The organism is Amycolatopsis sp. TRM77291, from assembly GCF_054166285.1.
Genome location: NZ_JBSZHF010000001.1, coordinates 7,071,213 through 7,087,601 on the forward strand (window position 1 = coordinate 7,071,213; position 16,389 = coordinate 7,087,601).

Below are 16,389 nucleotides of genomic sequence, written 5' to 3' on the forward strand. Positions count from 1 at the left end.
CCGCCGAGGAAGCGGGTCTTCACATTCGCCTCCGTCGGCGAGCACGCCCCGCTACGATCGCGGTTGTGTTCGTCAACCCCCCACCGACTTCGTCCGGGCCGGCAGAGCTGCTCCAGACACCGGAATCGTGGTTGCCGAACGAGCACAGCCTTTACCGGCCACGGCACAGCAGGCGGCAGCGAACGGCGCTGACCTGCGGGCTCGTGTTCTTTTTCGTCCCCGTGCTCCTGCTGGCCGTCGGCGTCCGGACCGAGCCGTTCGAAAATCGTCCGTTGCGCGAATTCCCCGGTTTCGGCGACGGCTGGAGCTTCTTCACGGGGCTGTCCGGCTGGGCGACCGACCACCTCCCGTTGCGCCAAGCCGCGGTGAACGCGGCGGACGGCGTCAGCACCGGCGTCTTCGGTGACCCGCCCGGCGCCGCGGCCGGCGCGCAGGACAGCACGGCGGGGATCCCGAGCAAGGGTCGTGTGCCGAAGGGTCCGCAGGCCTACCCCCCGGTCATCGTCGGCAAGGACGGCTGGTTGTACTTCGGGGAGGACATGCACACCCGTTGCGAACCGGTGATGGACCTCGACCGGGTGATCGGGATGCTGAACCGGTTACGTCAGGCGGTCGAGGCGTCGGGACGCCGGTTCGAGCTCGTCTTCGCGCCCGACAAGTCCACCATGAAGCCGGCGCAGCTGCCGGACACCTACGCCGGCCATGACTGCGCGCCACCGCGGACGGCCGAGTTCTGGGGCAAGGTGCCCGCCGCGACCAGGGCGATCGACCTGCGTGGCTCGCTCGCCGACACCGAGAAACGCCTCGGCCGGTCGGTGTACGTCCCGAACGACACCCACTGGACGTTCGAAGCCGGCCTCACCATGACCTACGCGATCGCCCAGGCGGTCACGCCCGGGGTCACCGCGACCTGGCAGGCGAAGGAGAGCGGTACGAGGTCGTGGCCTGCCGACCTCGAGCGGCTGCTGGGGCGGCCGGTGGACCGCACCCTGCGGGCCTACGCGCTGGCCCCCGACGGCGGTGCCGATCGGACGCGGTACCTCGCCAGCGACTTCAAGACCCCGCTGCGGCTGACCCAGCCTGACACCGCCCGCGGCACCATCGCGCCCAACATGGCGGTGGTCGCCGACTCGTTCACCCAGTTCGCCAGCCCGTTCCTCGCCGCCACCTGCAGGGATCTGACGATCGTCCACACCGACACGGTGGCCGCGGGAGACGACGAGACGCTGAAGGATCTGTTCGAAGACCGCGACGTCGTCGTGTTCGAGTTCGTGGAGCGCAATGTCGTCGGCGGATCGTCGGTGCTCTTCCGCGATGATGCCATCGACCGGCTCGCCAGGGTCCTCGCGCAAACACCGAGGTAAGCCCGGCGACGGGCGGATCGGGCGCCCGAATATTACGACTCGGTGGTAGGCCGCGACGCCCGGACGACCCCCGTGCACAATGTGCCCGGTGCGGTCATGTAGACCGCGACGACAAAGATCCTTCGTCGCTCGGGGACGACTGATCCAAAAGGGGGTAACGGGGTGACCTGGCAGGAAGAGCTCCGCAGGCTCGACGAGGAACTCGCGGCCGGCAGGCTCACGGCCGACGATTACCGCACTCGGCGTGACCAGGTGCTCTCACAGGCCGTGTCCTTGGAGCACCCGCAGGCGCAGGTGCCGGGATCGAACCCCGCCGAGACGCAGATCATCCAGCCGGTCGCGCCGCCGGGACAGCCCCCGCAGCCCTCGGCCGACGCGACCCAGGTGGTGTCGCCGTCCGACACCGGCGCCGCCGAACGCACCCAGGTCGTGCCGCCATGGCAGCCCCAGCAACAGCCGCCGCAGCAGCAGCACCCTGGTTCGCCCGCGGGCGGGTTCCAGCAGCCGTACACGCAGCGCCCCGGTGAGCACTCGCCGAGCGGCGGGTTCGCCCAGCCGCAGCAGCCGCAGCAGGGCTGGAACACACCGCAGGACCAGAGCCCGCCGTGGGGCGGCTCGGAGTTCCCGCCGCTGGCGCCGTCCGGCAACGACACGAGCTGGGTCAGCCAGGGGCCGGAGTCGTTCCAGATCAAGTCCTCGTCCGGCGCCAAGCGCAAGATCGTCATCGCCGTGATCGCCGTCGTGGTGCTGGCCGGTGTCGGCGTCGGCGCGTGGGCGCTGTTCTCGAACACCATCGAGGACAACCCCACCGCCCAGCCGACCGCGGGCCAGCAGCAGCCGCCGCCCGCGCCGACCACGACGCCGCTCCCCGAACCCCCGGCGGCCAAGCCCGAGCCGTCGGCCAACGCCGCGGCGCTGACCGACCTCGCCGGCTCGCCTCGCGCCGGTGGCGGCACCTTCGACATCGCGAAGCTGAAGTCGGCCAAGTTCCTGCCGGAGCCGATGATCGCGCAGATCGAGCGCGCCAAAATGACCGAAGCCCTGCTCAAGACCAACACCGACGGCGAGATCACGCTCAGCCTGATCGCCCTCGACTTCCCGGACGCGCAGGGCAGCTCGAAGGTCGCCCAGGAGTACGGGAACGCGCAGCTGGAGGGCGGTCTCACCGCCCAGCGCGACCTCGCGATGCGCGGGGTGCCGGTCTTCGTCGGGAAGTCCACCGACTCGACCGTCTATCGCGCCGTGTACATCCTTTACAACCGGGTGATCGTTGTCGAGGCCTTCGGACCCGAAGCGCAGGCCGAGCAGGCGTTCAAGTCGCTGCTCAACTCGCAGGTTCAGAAGGCACCGCCGACCGAACGCAACAACTGAACGGGACGTCCGGTCAAGTAATGATCATCCGGTATGCGGACGGCTAATCCATCCGAGTGAGTTAGGCCGTGTCGGTGAACGTCCTCCCCCGGTGATGCGCCTTATGGGCAGAGCATCGGAACGTTCGGATGCCGGACGAGGAGGAGCCGTCATGGCCTGGGAAGTAGCCCTGGTCGCCGGGTTGGCCGTCGTGTTCGCCGTACGGCTGGCGCTTCAGCTGAAGCGCGGCTGACCCGGTTTTGCGCACCCCGCGGCGCATGAAGGAGATGAACGGGGCCTTCTTCGTGGGTCCCACGAAGAAGGCCCCGTTCACCCCATCGCGATCCGCGGTATCCGCAGCTGTGGAATCCGCCGCCGCGCGGACGGGACCGGGGTGAGCGGCGGGCCGTCCTCACGCAACGGCTTCTTCACGTGGATCGTCTTGTAGCCGGTGCTCAGATATCCGTCGTTCTTCAGTTTCGCCATCTCGGCGTTGACCGACGCGGGTGAAGCGCCGATCGCGGAGGCGATGTCCGTGTGGTTCAGTCCCACGTCGATCACGACGCCGCCCTCGCCGGGAACCCCGTAGAGCGCCTGCAATCTGGTCAGGAACGCGGTCAGCCGGCTCCGCACCTTGGCCGTCGCGAAACCCAGCGCGACGTTCCGCTGCCGCAGCCGGGAGGCCAGCGCCACCGCGATCAAGGCCATCGCCTGGTCGTCGTCGTCGAGAAAGCCGCGAAAGGCGTGTTGCGGAACCTCCAGCACCCGAGCCGGCTTCGTGGCGATGTACGAGAGTCTGCTCGGCCGTCCGGCCAGGCAGTCCTCGACGCCGAGCACGTCGCCGGCGCCGAGCAGGTCCACGATCATCGGCGTCGTGTCGCCCTGGGCGGCGCGCAACGCCTTCACGAAACCGGATCGCGGGATCAGCACCGGCGGGGCCGGGTCGCCTTGGCGGAGCAGCGTCGTACCCACCGCGTGGTCCACGTGCCTGCCGAGGACGAGCAGCCGATGCCACTGCCGTTCGGTGAAATCGACGTCCATCAGCCCACCACCGCCGCGAACGCGTAGAGGATCGCCGGCAACCCTGCCACGAGCGCCGCGACCGACCCGATGACCTTCGCGGGCTGCGCGACCCTTCCGGCGAGCAGAAGCCGGATGAGGATCGCGGCGAAAACGATGTAGGCCAGAACGACGACGCCCGCGGTGACCACCAGAAGCGGATCAGATGTCTGTGTCGTCAATGGTGACTCCCAGTAAGAGAAGAAAGGTGAATCGAGTTTCTGCCCGGCCGGGTGAGAATCACGTCGGGTAGGTGACATCCCCCTTGCCGTTGAGCCGAAGACTAATGCTCAGCGCGCTTGCGAGAAAGGAACTCAAGTGCGCGGGAACCCGACCAGGGAGCGATTTCGCGACGGAAAGTGATCGCAGTTCCGTCCGCTGACCGAACAAAAAATTACGCACCGTACTCGGAGACGAGAGCAGATCTCGCGCTTTACGTCTGCGTTCGCCAGGAAATCAGCATTAGCCGTACATTCGTATTGTTTTCGAACCGTCCACCGGAATCGTCCCTCCGGATCGCCGGAGCCCTGGTGGAGACGGAAATGAGGCATCGTCCACCGAAGTGCACGTGCAGATGCACGTCCTAGCGGAGGTCTGCCGCCACGGCGATCACGGGGTCGATTAACGCAACGTCAGCGTTGGGGCCACCTTGACGACCCACGGTGATCGGCGGAGTTTTTTCGGCAATCTCAGCTTTTTGGGGGAACCTCAACCCCGGCGAGGGCTGACCAGACCCGATTCGTAGGCGAGCACCACCAGCTGTGCCCGGTCACGCGCCCCGATCTTGGTCATGATGCGGCTGACGTGGGTGCGCGCGGTGGCCGTCGAGATCACCAGCTGCGCGGCGATCTCGTCGTTCGACATCCCGCCGGCGACCAGGCCGAGGACCTCGCGTTCGCGGTCGGTGATCTCGCGGACCGCGCTCACGTCGATGCGGCGGTTCTCCGGCCGGTCGACGAACTCGGCGATCAGCCGCCGGGTCACGGTCGGCGCCAGCAGGGCCTCGCCCGCGGCGACCACCTTCAGCGCCCGCAGCAGTTCCACCGGATCGGTGTCCTTCAGCAGGAATCCGCTCGCGCCGGCGCGCAACGCCTCGTAGACGTACTCGTCGACGTCGAAAGTCGTCAGGACCAGGACCTTCACCCCGGCCAGCTCGGGATTCGCGGTGATCCGCCGCGTCGCTTCGAGCCCGTCGACGCCGGGCATGCGGACGTCCATCACGACGATGTCCGGCCGGTGTTCGACGGCGGCCGCGACGGCCTGCTCACCGTCACCCGCCTCGGCGCAGACCTCGAACCCGTCCTCGGTCTCCAGCAATACCCGGAAACCGGCGCGGACCAGCACCTGGTCGTCGGCGAGAACCACCCGGATCGTCATTCTTCCCCCTTGATGGGCAGGTCCGCGCGGACCTGGAAGCCGCCGTCGACCACGGACGTCGTGAGCGCGCCGCCCAGCGCGGCCGCCCGTTCGGACATGCCGCGCAGGCCGTGACCGGGCGCGGGATCGACGGCGCCACGGCCATCGTCGCGGACGAGCAGCGTCAGCGCACCGGTTTTCCGCTCGAACCTGACGTCGACACCGCGCGCCTGATCCGCGTGGCGGACCACGTTCGTCAGCGATTCCTGCAGGATCCGGTACGCGGCGCCGTCGACGGGCGCGGGCAGCTCCCCCGGCTCGCCGTCGACACGGACCTCCAGCCCGGCGGCGCGGGCGTGTTCGAACAGCTCGTCGGCCTGGGCGAGGCTCGGCGCGGGCGCCTTGTCCTCCCCGGAACGCAGCACGGCCAACGTCGCGCGTAGGTCCTTCAGCGCCGAGGCGCTCGCCTCCTTGATGTTCAGCAGCGCCTCTTTCGCCTGCTCAGGACGCCGGTCGGCGACGTGCGCGGCGACCCCGGCCTGGACGTTGATCATCGCGAGGCTGTGCGCGACGACGTCGTGCACCTCGCGAGCGATGGTGAGCCGCTCCTGCTCGGCCATCCGGTGCCGGTGCTCGTCGGCCTGCTCGCGGCGGGCCCGCGCGGCCGCCATCCCGTTGCGCACCGCCGTCCCGATCCCGACGACCGCGATCACCCAGACCAGCCCCAGCCCGGCCCGCAGGTCGAAGCCGGCCAGCCCGTGCCGGGCGAACAACGCGATCCCCGCCGCCGCCAGGAGCGCTCCGCCGGCGCCGCCTGCGACGATCGGCCCGCGGATCTTGGTGAGCAGGAACAGCGCGATGGTCGGCAGCACGATCGCCGGCCCGCCCGGGTTGCCGGACGTGTAGTAGCCGAGCGTCAGCGCGGAGGTGAGCAGGAAGATCGTCATCGGGAAGCGGTGGACGATCAGCAGCGGCACCGCGATGGCGACCAGCCACAGCACCGCGGACGTGGTCAGCGGCGGCGCGTCCGGCTGCCAGCGTGAGGCGCCGCTCGTGGCACCGAGGACGAACCCGAGCGGCAGCACCACGCGCAGCACGCGGCCCGCCCAGGGGCTCCACGGAAACCGTTCTTTCAGCAGCACGGTCCGAAAACTACCCGGGGAGGGAGTGGATCGCGTCCGTTGAAAAGCGGCTTCCCGGCTACGCCGCGTGCGGTAGCCGCCCCCGGAGTTCGCCTTTCGTTTTTTTCGATTACCCTGAGGAGTACCGGCCGGCCGAGGGAGGCGACATGACATCGACGATCGAACAGCACACCGTGCTCCCGCCGTCCGCCACCGAGCCGGACGCCCGTCGAGAACTGCGACGGCTCGACGAGTTCATGATCGCGGCCTCTCCGGCCCGTCAGGCGAAGCTGGTGGGGCCGGACGGCAGCGAAGTGACCCTTCCCGAACAGGTCTACGACGTTCTTCGGGAGGTCGTGAAGGCCATGTCCCAGGGTTTCGCCATCAACATCGCGCCGTTGAACGCCGTACTGACCACCCAGCAGGCGGCCGACATGCTCAACGTCTCCCGGCCGACACTGGTCAAACTGCTGGAATCCGGTGAGATCCCGTTCGAGAAACCGGGACGTCACCGGCGTGTGCTCCTCAGCGACCTGCTCGACTACCGGGCACGTTCTCGTGCGGAACGGCAAGAATTACTCGATGAGCTGACAGCCTCGGCGAGCCGGGATGGCAGCGATGACATCGTCGACGGGTTCATCCAGACTCGCTAGCCGTGCCTTTTCCCGCTTTCCTCGATGCCTGCGTGCTCATCCCGATCCGGTTGACGGATCTCTTGCTGCGTCTGGCCGAGGCAGGCACTTACCGCGCTCTGTGGTCGGGCGAAGTGCTCGACGAGGTCGAGCGGCCGCGAGCCACTGATTCCGGCCATGACCAATCATCCGAAGGACAGGCACGTGCTGGCCGCCGCGGCACACGCCAACGCCGCCGTGATCGTGACCGCGAATCTCAAGGACTTCCCGGCCGCAGCCCTCGAGCCCTACCGGATCGAGGCGGTGCATCCGGACGATTTCCTGCTCGACCAGCTCGATCTGTATCCGGCGGCCACTCTCCGCTGCTTACGCGAACAAGTCTGCGCACTCGAACGATCACCGGAATCGATGAGCGATTTCCTCGAAAGATTCGAGAAGACCGTTCCCGGATTCAGCAAGGAATCACGTCGTCTGTTCGACCACCGGTAGCCGCCGCAGGATCGAGATCATCATCAGTACCCCGCCGGCCACCTGCACGGCCAGCACCGCCGCGTGATCGGTGGATCCCATGGTGAGCGCGCTGAACAGCCCCCACATCCCCGTGCCTGCCATCGTCCCGGCGCCGGTCCACACCAGCACCAGCCGCGGCCAGAACCGCCCACGTGAAACGTTCGCCAGCGCTAGCGCGGCGAGGACGGCGAGCGCCGCGATCACGACGTCCTGGCCGCGGGCCGCGATACCGCCGGTGCCGAACGCCCAGATCGAGTGGCCGATCGCCGTGACGAGCGCGGCGACGATGCCGAGCAGGCCCGCCGCACCGATCGTGCCGGGCTTCACGATGCCGGTGACGACGAACCACCAGCGGTCGCGGGCGTAGAGCACGAACGCGGTCAGCAGCAGGATGCCCTGCCAGGCGAATCCGCCGTAGACGACGGCCCAGACCCAGTTCTCCAGCGGCATTTCGGTCAGTTGCGCCGTGGACAGATCGGCGACGATCACCGGGAGGTCCAGCACGATCGGCGCGAGCAGCCCGGTGCCGATCCAGATCGGGAACAGGACCAGCGGCGCGGGGATCCGGCGGCCCCAGGAGTAGGTGAACGCCAGCGCGAGGATCACCGCGACGACGTCCATCCCGCCGGTGACCAGGTTCGCGAACATCATCAGGTCGGAGTCCACAAAGGACGGATCACGCAGGCCGAGGCTGCCGCCCGTGACCCAGGACGCTTTGAGGGTCAAGTACGGGAGCGTGCCGAGAATCGCCGCGTAGCAGACGATCAGGCGGACGCTGGAGATCTTGGGTGGAGCGATCGCTACGGTCATGCAGCCCAGCGTCGGCGTTCGCGCTACGGAAAGGCTCCCTCGCGAGCCTGGTCCGCCTCCCCCTTCAGAAGGAGCTGGGCAGTTTCGCCGCGGTTTCCTCGTCCGCCGGGGTCAGCGTCGCCAGGGAGATCTCGGAACGCCGCCCGAGATACAGGTACGAGAATTCGAACCGCAGCAGGCCGACGTCCGGGTGCAGGTACCGCTTGAGCACGATCCGCTCGCTGGTGACGTCGTGTTCCTTCCACATCCGCTCGAAGAGCTCGGACTCCTGCCGCAGCCGTTTGACCAGGTTCTTCCACGCCGGTTCGGCGATGTGCTCGGCCATCGCCGCGCGGAAGCCGGCGATCACGCGCGGGAGATTGACCTCCCAGTCCGGGAGCCTGCGGCGCCACTCGGGATTGGTCAGGCACTGGATCAGGGTGTTGCGTTCCTCGAACGGGATCGCGTCGAGGCCGCCCATCAGCCAGTCGTAGGCCCGGTTGTAGGCGAGGATGTCGCATCGCGCGTTGCGCACGCAGACCGGGAACGGCTCGAGTTTGTCCATCATCCGGTGAACGTTCGGGCTGAGTAGCTTGCAGTCCTTCTCCAGCGGCGGCTCCGGCGCGCCGGCGAGGGTGAACAGGTGCGTGTGCTCGTGCGGGTCGAGCCGCAGGGTGCGGGAGATCGCGTCCAGCACCTGCTCGGACGCGTTGATGTCGCGCCCTTGTTCGAGCCACGTGTACCAGGTGACCCCGACCCCGGCCAGCTGCGCGACCTCCTCGCGGCGCAGCCCCGGCGTGCGGCGCCTGCCGCCGACCGGCAGGCCGACCTGGTCCGGGGTGATGCGCTCGCGACGGCTGCGCAGGAACGCGGCCAGTTCGTGCCGCCGCACCTCGGCCACTCGCGAATCGACGGTCATGGTCACCTCATCAGGTTCGCAAAGCTCGAAGCCGGTTACCAGGTAGTGGCGGTACCAGGATAAACGCACTCCTGGTACCAGGGTCGGGATCGGCTGATCGTGGTACCCATGACTTCCACGCGAGTTCCGGTGACGCCTGCCCGCGTCGCCGCCGTCCCGGCCCTGACCTCGGCGGGCCTGGTCACCGTGCTGCTGGGGGCGGCACTTCCGCTCGTCGACTTCTTCATCGTCAACATCGCCCTGCCCGCGATCGGGTCGGATCTCCGCACCTCGTCCGCCACCTTGGAACTGGTGGTCGCGGCCTACGGGATCGCGTACGCCGTCCTGCTCGTCGTCGGCGGCAGGCTCGGCGACGCCTTCGGCCGCCGCAAGCTGTTCCTGATCGGCCTGGCGTCGTTCACCTTCACCTCCCTGCTCTGCGGGATCGCGCCGACGGCGTTGACCTTGGTGCTGGCACGGGCCGCGCAGGGGGCGGCCGCCGCGCTGATGCTGCCGCAGGTGCTGTCGATCATCCAGGCGACCACGACCGGCGAGCGCCGGTCCAAGGCGCTCGGTCTCTACGGCGCGACGGCGGGGCTTTCGATGGTGCTCGGCCAGTTCCTCGGCGGTGCGCTGGTGGCCGCGGATCTCTGGGGCACCGGCTGGCGGCCGATCTTCCTGGTCAACGTGCCCGTGGGGATCGCCGGTCTGCTGGTCGCGCGGCGGCTGATCCCGGAGAGCCGCTCGCGGAACCCGCTCGGCGTCGACCGTCCCGGCACGGTTCTCCTGGGGATCGCGTTGGTGTCGCTGCTGCTCCCGCTGGCGGAAGGGCCGGTGCTGGGCTGGCCACTGTGGACGATCGCGCTGCTCGTCGTCTTCCCGTTCACCGCGGCCGGATTCGTCCACGTCGAGCGCCGGATGGAACGCCGGGGCGGGGTCCCGCTGCTGCCGCCTTCGGTGCTGCGGATGCCGAGCGTGCGGCAAGGGCTGCTGGTCGGGGTGCCGTTCTTCGTCGGGTTCAGCGCTTTCATGTTCGTGTTCGCGGTGACGCTGCAGGACGGCCTGCACCTCGGCCCGCTGGGATCCGGCCTGGCGACGGCGCCGCTTTCGCTCGCGTTCTTCGCGATGTGCCTGGTCAGCAGCCGTCTGGTGACGCGGTTCGGGCAGCGGGTGGTGGCCGCCGGTCTTTCGGTGCAGCTGCTCGGGCTGCTGACGCTGATCGGCACCGTGCTGCTGGAGTGGCCGGATCTGGGGGTGCTCGATTTCGTGCCGGGGATGTTGCTGTGCGGTCTCGGCCAGGGGCTGGCGATGACGACGGTGTTCCGGATCGTCCTGTCGAAGGTTCCGCCGGAGATCGCCGGGGTCGGCAGCGGGATGCTGACGACGTCGCAGCAGGCCGCGATGGCGCTGGGCGTGGCGACCCTTGGCACGTTGTTCGCCTCGGCCGCCGCCGGACCGCTCGGGATGAAGGGCGCGTTCGTGCTGGTCATCGGCCTTCAGGCGGTGCTGACGGTCGGGGTGGTCACGGTGGCCCGGCGGCTGCCGGATCCGCGGAACTGAGAAAGTTCGATTTCACCCGTCGGAGTTCTGGCTCCCCGAGCGACGATGGGGATGTGACGGAACCACGGGTGCATCGGGACCCGGCCTTCGCGCTGCTTTCGCTCTACGAGACGGCGTTGCCGGAGGTCTACGGGTACCTGCTGTCCCGGTGCGGTGATCGCACCCTCGCCGAGGAGCTGACGTCCGAGACGTTCCTCGGCGCGGTGAGGGCCTGTCGCAAGGAGTTCGCACCTCCAGTGAGCACCGGGTGGCTGATCGGCGTCGCCCGGCACAAGCTCGCCGATCACTGGCGGCGCGAAGCACGTGAGGAACGCGGGCTGCGGCTCGTCCACGAGGAGGAGTACACCGATCCGTGGGACGAACGGCTGGACGCGCTTCTGGCACGCGAGGTGCTCGCGTCGCTCGGGGCGCATCACCAGGCCGCGTTGACGCTTCGCTACGTCGACGGCCTCCCGGTACCGGAGGTCGCCGGCCATCTCGACCGCACGGTGCACGCCACGGAGGCGTTGCTCGTGCGGGCCCGTGCCGCGTTCCGGCGTGCTTATCAGGAGAAGGAGGGTCGCGATGCCTGATCCGTTCGACGCGCTTCGCGCGCCCTCGCAGCCGGTGGAGCCTGACCCGCTCTTCGCCGCCGAACTGCGCGACAACCTTCGTCGCGCCGTCCTGAACGGAGCCGATATGACGGAAACAGCCGAAGTGCGTTCCCTGACGCCCTATCTCGTGGTCACCGACGCGCGCGCCGCACTCGACTTCTATGTCGAGGTGTTCGGGGCGCGGCGGCGGTCCGATCCGATCGTGATGGAAGACGGCCGGGTCGGGCACGCGGAACTGGCCATCGGGGACAGCGTGCTGATGTTCGCGGAGGAATTCCCCGAACTGGGCATCGTCGTGGCGCCCGCCGGTGGCCCACTGATCCGGGTCGAGGTCGCGGACGTGCACGCGTCGGCCGCGCGGGCCGTGGAGCTGGGCGGGGAGCTGCGGCGTCCTGTCGCGGACGAAGGCCACGGGTTGAGCGGGGAGATCAAGGATCCGTATGGCCAGCGGTGGCTTCTCGCGCAGGCGGCGCCTCAGCCCGCTTCGGCCGCTACGCCGATCCGGCACGGCGAAGCGGGCTACTTCACCTTCCAGGTGCCCGACGACGAACGCGCGAAGGCGTTCTACGGCGCTGTTCTGGGCTGGCAGTTCTCGCCCGGGCGGGTCGAAGGCGGCTGGGGCGTCGAAGGTTCCGGCCTGCAGGGCGGGCTCTGGGGCGGCCCGGGGCGGCAGGTCGGCTGGAAACTGATGTACGCCGTCGACGACCTCGCCGCCGCCCTCGACCGTGTCCGCGCCCAAGGCGGCCAGGTCGGCGAAACCGAACAACAGCCCTACGGCCTGAGCGCCGACTGCGTGGACAACCAGGGCATCGAATTCTGGCTCTGGGAACAGCCGCGCTCTTGAGTCACCACCCAAACCCCCGCCCGTCCCAGGGGGGCGACCCCGAAGCCAGTCTATCGCCGATGAGGGCGGGGAGGCGGGCGTGAGCCGAGTTGTCCACAGGTGGGAGGCATTGTGGACAACGTCGATGTAGTGAGGGCCTCCTCCCCTACTTTGAGGGTAGGGAAGGAGGCTCTCACGGCACGAGGCTGGAGAGCGTCAGCGGCCGGCGGCGTAGCCCTGCATGCCGCGCGCGTTGGCGGCGGCGCGCAGGACACCGCCGGACCGCGACACGGCCGAAAGCCGCCCGAGCGCCCAAGGTCCCGCGTCGACGACGGCGTGCCCGCGCGCGGCGAGAGCGTCCATTGTGGACTGGCCGAGCCGCGATTCGACCACCAGTTCCCGCGGCGTCCACGAACGCGGGTAGAACGAACTCGGGAACGCGGTCGTATGCCACGCGGGCGAGTCGATCGACTCCTGCAGGTTCAACCCGCCGAGCGTGTGCGCCAGCCAGAAACACAGCTGCCACTGGTCCTGCTGGTCGCCGCCGGGCGTCCCGAACGCGAGCACCGGCTCGCCGTCACGCAGGCCCATCGACGGCGAAAGCGTGATCCGCGGCCGCTTCCGAGGCGCCAGCGAGTTCGGCAAACCCTGTTCCAGCCAGAACATCTGCCCACGCGAGTCGAGACAGAAACCGAGCTCCGGGATCGTCGGGCTCGATTGCAGCCAGCCGCCAGACGGCGTCACCGAGATCATGTTCCCGGCCGCGTCGACGACGTCGATATGCACGGTGTCGCCGCGAGTCTCGCCCAGCGGGCCGACCGTCGGCTCTCCTGTCGCACCTGAGCCGGATTCCAGACCGCGCAGCTTTTCCAGGATCGCGGGCAGCCGCGGCGAGGGGCCTCCGGGCCGGAACTCGGCGGACGCTTCTTCGGTGATCAACGCGCGGCGGGCGTCCGCGTACTCGCGGGAGATCAGCAACTCGATCGGCACGTCGGGCGAATCCCCGTACCAAGCCTCACGATCCGCGAACGCCAGCTTCGCCGCCTCGACGGCCAAGTGCACCGTGCGTTCCGTCGGGATTCCGTCCACATAGGACAGTTCGTCCCGCAGGCCGTCCAGCAACCGCGCCTGCTGCAGCAACGCCGGGCCTTGCGTCCAGGCGCCCATCTTCACCAGGCCCCAGTCGCCGAAGTCGACCTGCAGCGCGTCCTCGTACGTCGCTTCCCAGCCCGCGATGTCCTCGCCGGTGAGCAGACCGGCGTGATCGCGCCCGGAATCGTCACGGAAGGCCTTGCGGCTGAACGCTTCGATCGCCTCGGCGACGAAACCCTGCGACCACGCGCGGCGTCCGGCGTCGATCTGTGCCTCGCGTCCGCTGACCGACTCGGCCTCGGTGAGCAGCCGTTCCCAGGTGTCCGCGAGGGCCGGGTTGCGGTGCAACCCTTCGGCAGGCTTGCCATCCGGCAACCAGAGCGCCGCCGACGTCGGCCAATGCTCGGTGAAGAGATCCTGGACCGCGCGGATGGTGTCACCGACTCGGCTGACCAGCGGAATCCCGTTGCGCGCGTATGAGATGGCGTACCCGAGCACGTCGCGCAACGACTTCTTACCGTGATCCCGCAGGAGCAGCAGCCAGCCGTCCCAGGCTCCCGGGACGGTCGCGGGGAGCAGACCGCTGCCGGGGATCAGGTCGAGCCCGAGGTCCGCGAAATACTCCGGCGTCGCGGCCGCGGGCGAGACCCCCTGACCGGCGAGAACTCGCGGAGTCCGCTCCTCGGCGGTGACGAAGATGCCGGGGACCTGCCCCGCCGGACCGCACAGATGCGGCTCGGCGACCTGGAGGACGAACCCGGCGGCCACCGCCGCGTCGAAGGCGTTGCCGCCGTTTTCGAGCACCGCCATCCCGGTGGCCGAGGCCAGCCAGTGCGTCGATGCCACCATGCCGTGGGTGCCGGCCAGTTCCGGCCTGGTCGTGAACACGGAGCCGATACTACGCTTTGCTAACTACTTTTTCAGTCCCAGCAGCTGAAAAGCACCTCGCCGATGCAGTCGGGCCGCCAGTACTGGACGTCGTAGTGGTTCTTCCAGCGCGGTGCCGTGATGTCGATCGGCGCTTCGAGCTCGGCCCGGGAGTACGTCCGGTGCTCGGGAAGCAGCTCTCGCAAAACGACCAGCAGTCCCGGCTCGTCGACGAAAGTGATCGTTCCAAAGCTGATGGACGCGTCCGCGATGCCGAAGATCTCCCACCTTCCGCCCTCGTCCCATTCCTGTGTCCACAACACCGCGACGGTTCGATGGTCATAAGCGATCTCGCCGGTTTCGAAGTTCCGTGCCACTTCGCACGGTACGAACCGGGTGATCCGGCCGCGCGTTCGGCGGGCAGCCTCGTAACAGACCTTCCGGAACTCCTTCTTGTCCATCACCCACCGAAACTATCCCCGCGCGGCCACCGGAGCGTCATAGTTTTCCAGCGTCGCCGCGTTCGCCGCCCGCGACGTGATCCACGTGAACACCTTCGTCATCGGCCGCGAACCCAGCACCCGGTACAGGAAGTTCCGGTAGCCGACCATGAACCGGGTCTTCGGCGCGAGGAACGTGCCGATCCCGGCCGCCTGCTTCTGCGAGACCTTCACCGGACCGCGCAGCTTCTCTTCGTAGCGCGCGAAAGCGGCTTCGTGGTCGCCCTGTGCGGCCGCGAGTTCACCCGCCAGGACGTATGCGCCCATCATCGCGAGCCCGGTGCCCGAACCGCCCGGACCCGCACACCAGGCCGCGTCACCGAGCAGCACGACCCGGCCCCGTGACCACTTGTCGAGGTGGATTTGGCTGAGCGAATCGAAGTACAGCGCGTCGACGTCGCCGAGGCCCTTCAGCAGCGTCGGGGCCTCCCAGCCGAAGTCGGCGTAGCGCTCGACAAGGATCTTCTTCTGCGCGTCGCCATCGCGGCGACGCACCTCCAGCGACTCCGACGCGAACACGAGGCTGACGTTGAGGGCCGAACTGTCGCGACCGCTGGCGACCATGACCGTGCGGCCGGGGACGCTGCAGATCTGGCCGAGATGGTCGAGGCCGAGGTGGTTCGGCACGGTGAAGCCCGCGGCGTGGAAGCCGAGGTCGGTGCGGAACCGCTCTTCTTCACCGAACGTCAGCCGCCGCACGCCCGAGTGCAGCCCGTCCGCGCCGACGACCAGGTCGAATCTGCGTGACTCGCCGTGGGCGAAGCCGACGTCGACGCCGTCCGCGACCTCGTCCAGCCCGGTGATCCAGTCGCCGAAGACGTACTCGACGTCGTCTTTCGTGTGGTCGTAGAGGATGCGGGTCAGGTCTCCGCGCTCGATCTCGACTTCGCCGCTGAAGAAGACCGACGGCATCTGGGCGACCTTCTTGCCTCGGACGTCGACGATGACCTGCGCGCCCATCGCGGTCTCCTTCGCGCGGATGTCCTCGAGGATTCCCATGCGCTCCAGCAGGGCCATTTGCTCGCCGCGGAAGTCGACCGCGCTGCCGCCCTCGCGCAGGGCCGGGGCACGTTCGACGACGGTCGGCGCGAATCCGCGCTTGCGCAGCCAGAAGGCGAGGGCCGGGCCCGCGATGCCGGCGCCGGAGATCAGAACGGTGGTCGTCATGGCTGCTCCCTGGGGTTCGTGGTGATGGAAGCGACCGTACGGCAGATTTGCACGCTTGGTCAATCCATTTGGTTAAACCAAGTGGATAAACCGTGTGGTCTAGGATTCCGGTCATGGGTAACCGCGAGGACCTGATGGCGGGCGCCATCCAGTGCTTGAAGGAAAAAGGCTGGTCACGCACGACGGTGCGGGATATCGCGACGGCGGCCGGGGTCAGCCACGCGGCGATCGGCTACCACTTCGGATCGCGCGAAGCCCTCCTGCTGACGGCGTTCTCGCAGGCGATGGATGAGTGGGGCCGGGAGATCCAGGTCGAGATGATGAGCGCCGTCGACCCCGGCGCGTCACCCTCGGAGCAGTACGCGGCGTCCTGGCGCGCGATGATCGACTCCTACGGGCGCAACCGGCAGCTGTGGATCGCCTCGATCGAGGCGTTCGTGCAGTCCGAACATCACCCTGAGCTACGGAAGCAGCTCGCCGCCGCGCAGCGAGAGGGCCGCCGGGGAATGGCGGCGGGCATCCTGGGGATCGACGAGGAGACCCTCACCGAGGCGGACGAGCGGCGGGTCGGCGCGGTGGCCACGGCCCTGAACTCGGGCGTGATGCTGCAGCACATGCTCGACCCGGAGAACGGCCCGACGGCCGAAGAGGTCGTGGAAGGGCTGATGAAACTCGTCTCCCTGGTGTCCTGAAAGGGTCGTTCAGGAC

At 68.6% G+C, this 16,389-nt stretch carries 17 protein-coding genes; 8 read left to right on the forward strand and 9 right to left on the reverse strand.

The window, feature by feature from the left end; all coding sequences use genetic code 11:
- Positions 1-65 precede the first annotated feature (65 nt).
- Positions 66-1,364 carry an alginate O-acetyltransferase AlgX-related protein gene (locus ACXIZN_RS32945; protein WP_457958905.1) on the forward strand — a complete coding sequence of 433 codons (1,299 nt, stop codon included), beginning with the start codon at positions 66-68 and terminating at the stop codon, positions 1,362-1,364.
- A gap of 162 nt (positions 1,365-1,526) precedes the next feature.
- Positions 1,527-2,735, forward strand: a complete 1,209-nt coding sequence (locus ACXIZN_RS32950) for a DUF1707 domain-containing protein (RefSeq protein WP_457958906.1) — start codon at positions 1,527-1,529, stop codon at positions 2,733-2,735.
- 309 nt (positions 2,736-3,044) lie between these two features.
- Here the strand turns inward: ACXIZN_RS32950 and ACXIZN_RS32955 are convergent, their stop codons facing one another.
- The 4 genes from ACXIZN_RS32955 to ACXIZN_RS32970 all read right to left on the reverse strand — a co-directional run bounded on the left by ACXIZN_RS32955 (position 3,045) and on the right by ACXIZN_RS32970 (position 6,271).
- Entirely contained in the window at positions 3,045-3,755 is a 711-nt protein-coding gene (locus tag ACXIZN_RS32955) for a Crp/Fnr family transcriptional regulator (protein WP_192747398.1), read from the reverse strand.
- Complete coding sequence (locus tag ACXIZN_RS32960) at positions 3,755-3,955, reverse strand: hypothetical protein (RefSeq protein WP_457958907.1); 201 nt, start codon at positions 3,953-3,955, stop codon at positions 3,755-3,757. Before ACXIZN_RS32960 ends, ACXIZN_RS32955 begins: the two co-directional genes overlap by 1 nt.
- 526 nt (positions 3,956-4,481) lie before the next feature.
- Positions 4,482-5,150, reverse strand: coding sequence for a response regulator (locus ACXIZN_RS32965; protein WP_192747396.1), 669 nt, complete (start codon positions 5,148-5,150; stop codon positions 4,482-4,484).
- Positions 5,147-6,271 carry a sensor histidine kinase gene (locus ACXIZN_RS32970; protein ID WP_457958908.1) on the reverse strand — a complete coding sequence of 375 codons (1,125 nt, stop codon included), beginning with the start codon at positions 6,269-6,271 and terminating at the stop codon, positions 5,147-5,149. Before ACXIZN_RS32970 ends, ACXIZN_RS32965 begins: the two co-directional genes overlap by 4 nt.
- A 146-nt stretch (positions 6,272-6,417) precedes the next feature.
- Here ACXIZN_RS32970 and ACXIZN_RS32975 point away from each other — a divergent pair, with 146 nt between their 5' ends.
- Positions 6,418-6,903, forward strand: coding sequence for a helix-turn-helix domain-containing protein (locus tag ACXIZN_RS32975; protein ID WP_457958909.1), 486 nt, complete (start codon positions 6,418-6,420; stop codon positions 6,901-6,903).
- 156 nt (positions 6,904-7,059) lie between these two features.
- Positions 7,060-7,371 (forward strand): hypothetical protein, encoded by a 312-nt coding sequence (locus tag ACXIZN_RS32980; protein WP_457958910.1) that lies wholly within the window; start codon positions 7,060-7,062, stop codon positions 7,369-7,371.
- Here ACXIZN_RS32980 and ACXIZN_RS32985 read toward each other — a convergent pair.
- Together ACXIZN_RS32985 and ACXIZN_RS32990 are read right to left on the reverse strand one after the other, a co-directional pair.
- Entirely contained in the window at positions 7,345-8,202 is an 858-nt protein-coding gene (locus ACXIZN_RS32985) for a hypothetical protein (protein WP_457958911.1), read from the reverse strand. The genes ACXIZN_RS32980 and ACXIZN_RS32985 overlap by 27 nt on opposite strands.
- A gap of 64 nt (positions 8,203-8,266) precedes the next feature.
- Positions 8,267-9,100 (reverse strand): helix-turn-helix transcriptional regulator, encoded by an 834-nt coding sequence (locus tag ACXIZN_RS32990; RefSeq protein WP_457958912.1) that lies wholly within the window; start codon positions 9,098-9,100, stop codon positions 8,267-8,269.
- Between the two features lie 108 nt (positions 9,101-9,208).
- Between ACXIZN_RS32990 and ACXIZN_RS32995 the strand changes: the two genes are divergently transcribed.
- The 3 genes from ACXIZN_RS32995 to ACXIZN_RS33005 are packed head-to-tail and all read left to right on the forward strand — an operon-like array spanning position 9,209 to position 12,076.
- Positions 9,209-10,639: an MFS transporter gene (locus ACXIZN_RS32995; RefSeq protein ID WP_457958913.1), complete on the forward strand. Its 1,431-nt coding sequence runs from the start codon at positions 9,209-9,211 to the stop codon at positions 10,637-10,639.
- Between the two features lie 53 nt (positions 10,640-10,692).
- The gene (locus tag ACXIZN_RS33000) at positions 10,693-11,211 is read left to right on the forward strand and encodes an RNA polymerase sigma factor (RefSeq protein ID WP_126732543.1); all 519 of its coding nucleotides are present in this window, start codon (positions 10,693-10,695) and stop codon (positions 11,209-11,211) included.
- Positions 11,204-12,076, forward strand: coding sequence for a VOC family protein (locus ACXIZN_RS33005; protein ID WP_457958914.1), 873 nt, complete (start codon positions 11,204-11,206; stop codon positions 12,074-12,076). Before ACXIZN_RS33000 ends, ACXIZN_RS33005 begins: the two co-directional genes overlap by 8 nt.
- Positions 12,077-12,271: 195 nt before the next feature.
- Here the strand turns inward: ACXIZN_RS33005 and ACXIZN_RS33010 are convergent, their stop codons facing one another.
- The 3 genes from ACXIZN_RS33010 to ACXIZN_RS33020 are packed head-to-tail and all read right to left on the reverse strand — an operon-like array spanning position 12,272 to position 15,681.
- Positions 12,272-14,035, reverse strand: a complete 1,764-nt coding sequence (locus ACXIZN_RS33010; RefSeq protein WP_457958915.1) for a gamma-glutamyltransferase family protein — start codon at positions 14,033-14,035, stop codon at positions 12,272-12,274.
- A 32-nt stretch (positions 14,036-14,067) separates the two neighbouring features.
- Positions 14,068-14,475, reverse strand: coding sequence for a hypothetical protein (locus ACXIZN_RS33015; protein ID WP_457960662.1), 408 nt, complete (start codon positions 14,473-14,475; stop codon positions 14,068-14,070).
- Positions 14,476-14,487: 12 nt separating this feature from the next.
- Complete coding sequence (locus tag ACXIZN_RS33020) at positions 14,488-15,681, reverse strand: FAD-dependent monooxygenase (protein ID WP_457958916.1); 1,194 nt, start codon at positions 15,679-15,681, stop codon at positions 14,488-14,490.
- Positions 15,682-15,794: 113 nt separating this feature from the next.
- Here ACXIZN_RS33020 and ACXIZN_RS33025 point away from each other — a divergent pair, with 113 nt between their 5' ends.
- Positions 15,795-16,373, forward strand: a complete 579-nt coding sequence (locus tag ACXIZN_RS33025; RefSeq protein WP_457958917.1) for a TetR/AcrR family transcriptional regulator — start codon at positions 15,795-15,797, stop codon at positions 16,371-16,373.
- Positions 16,374-16,389 lie beyond the last annotated feature (16 nt).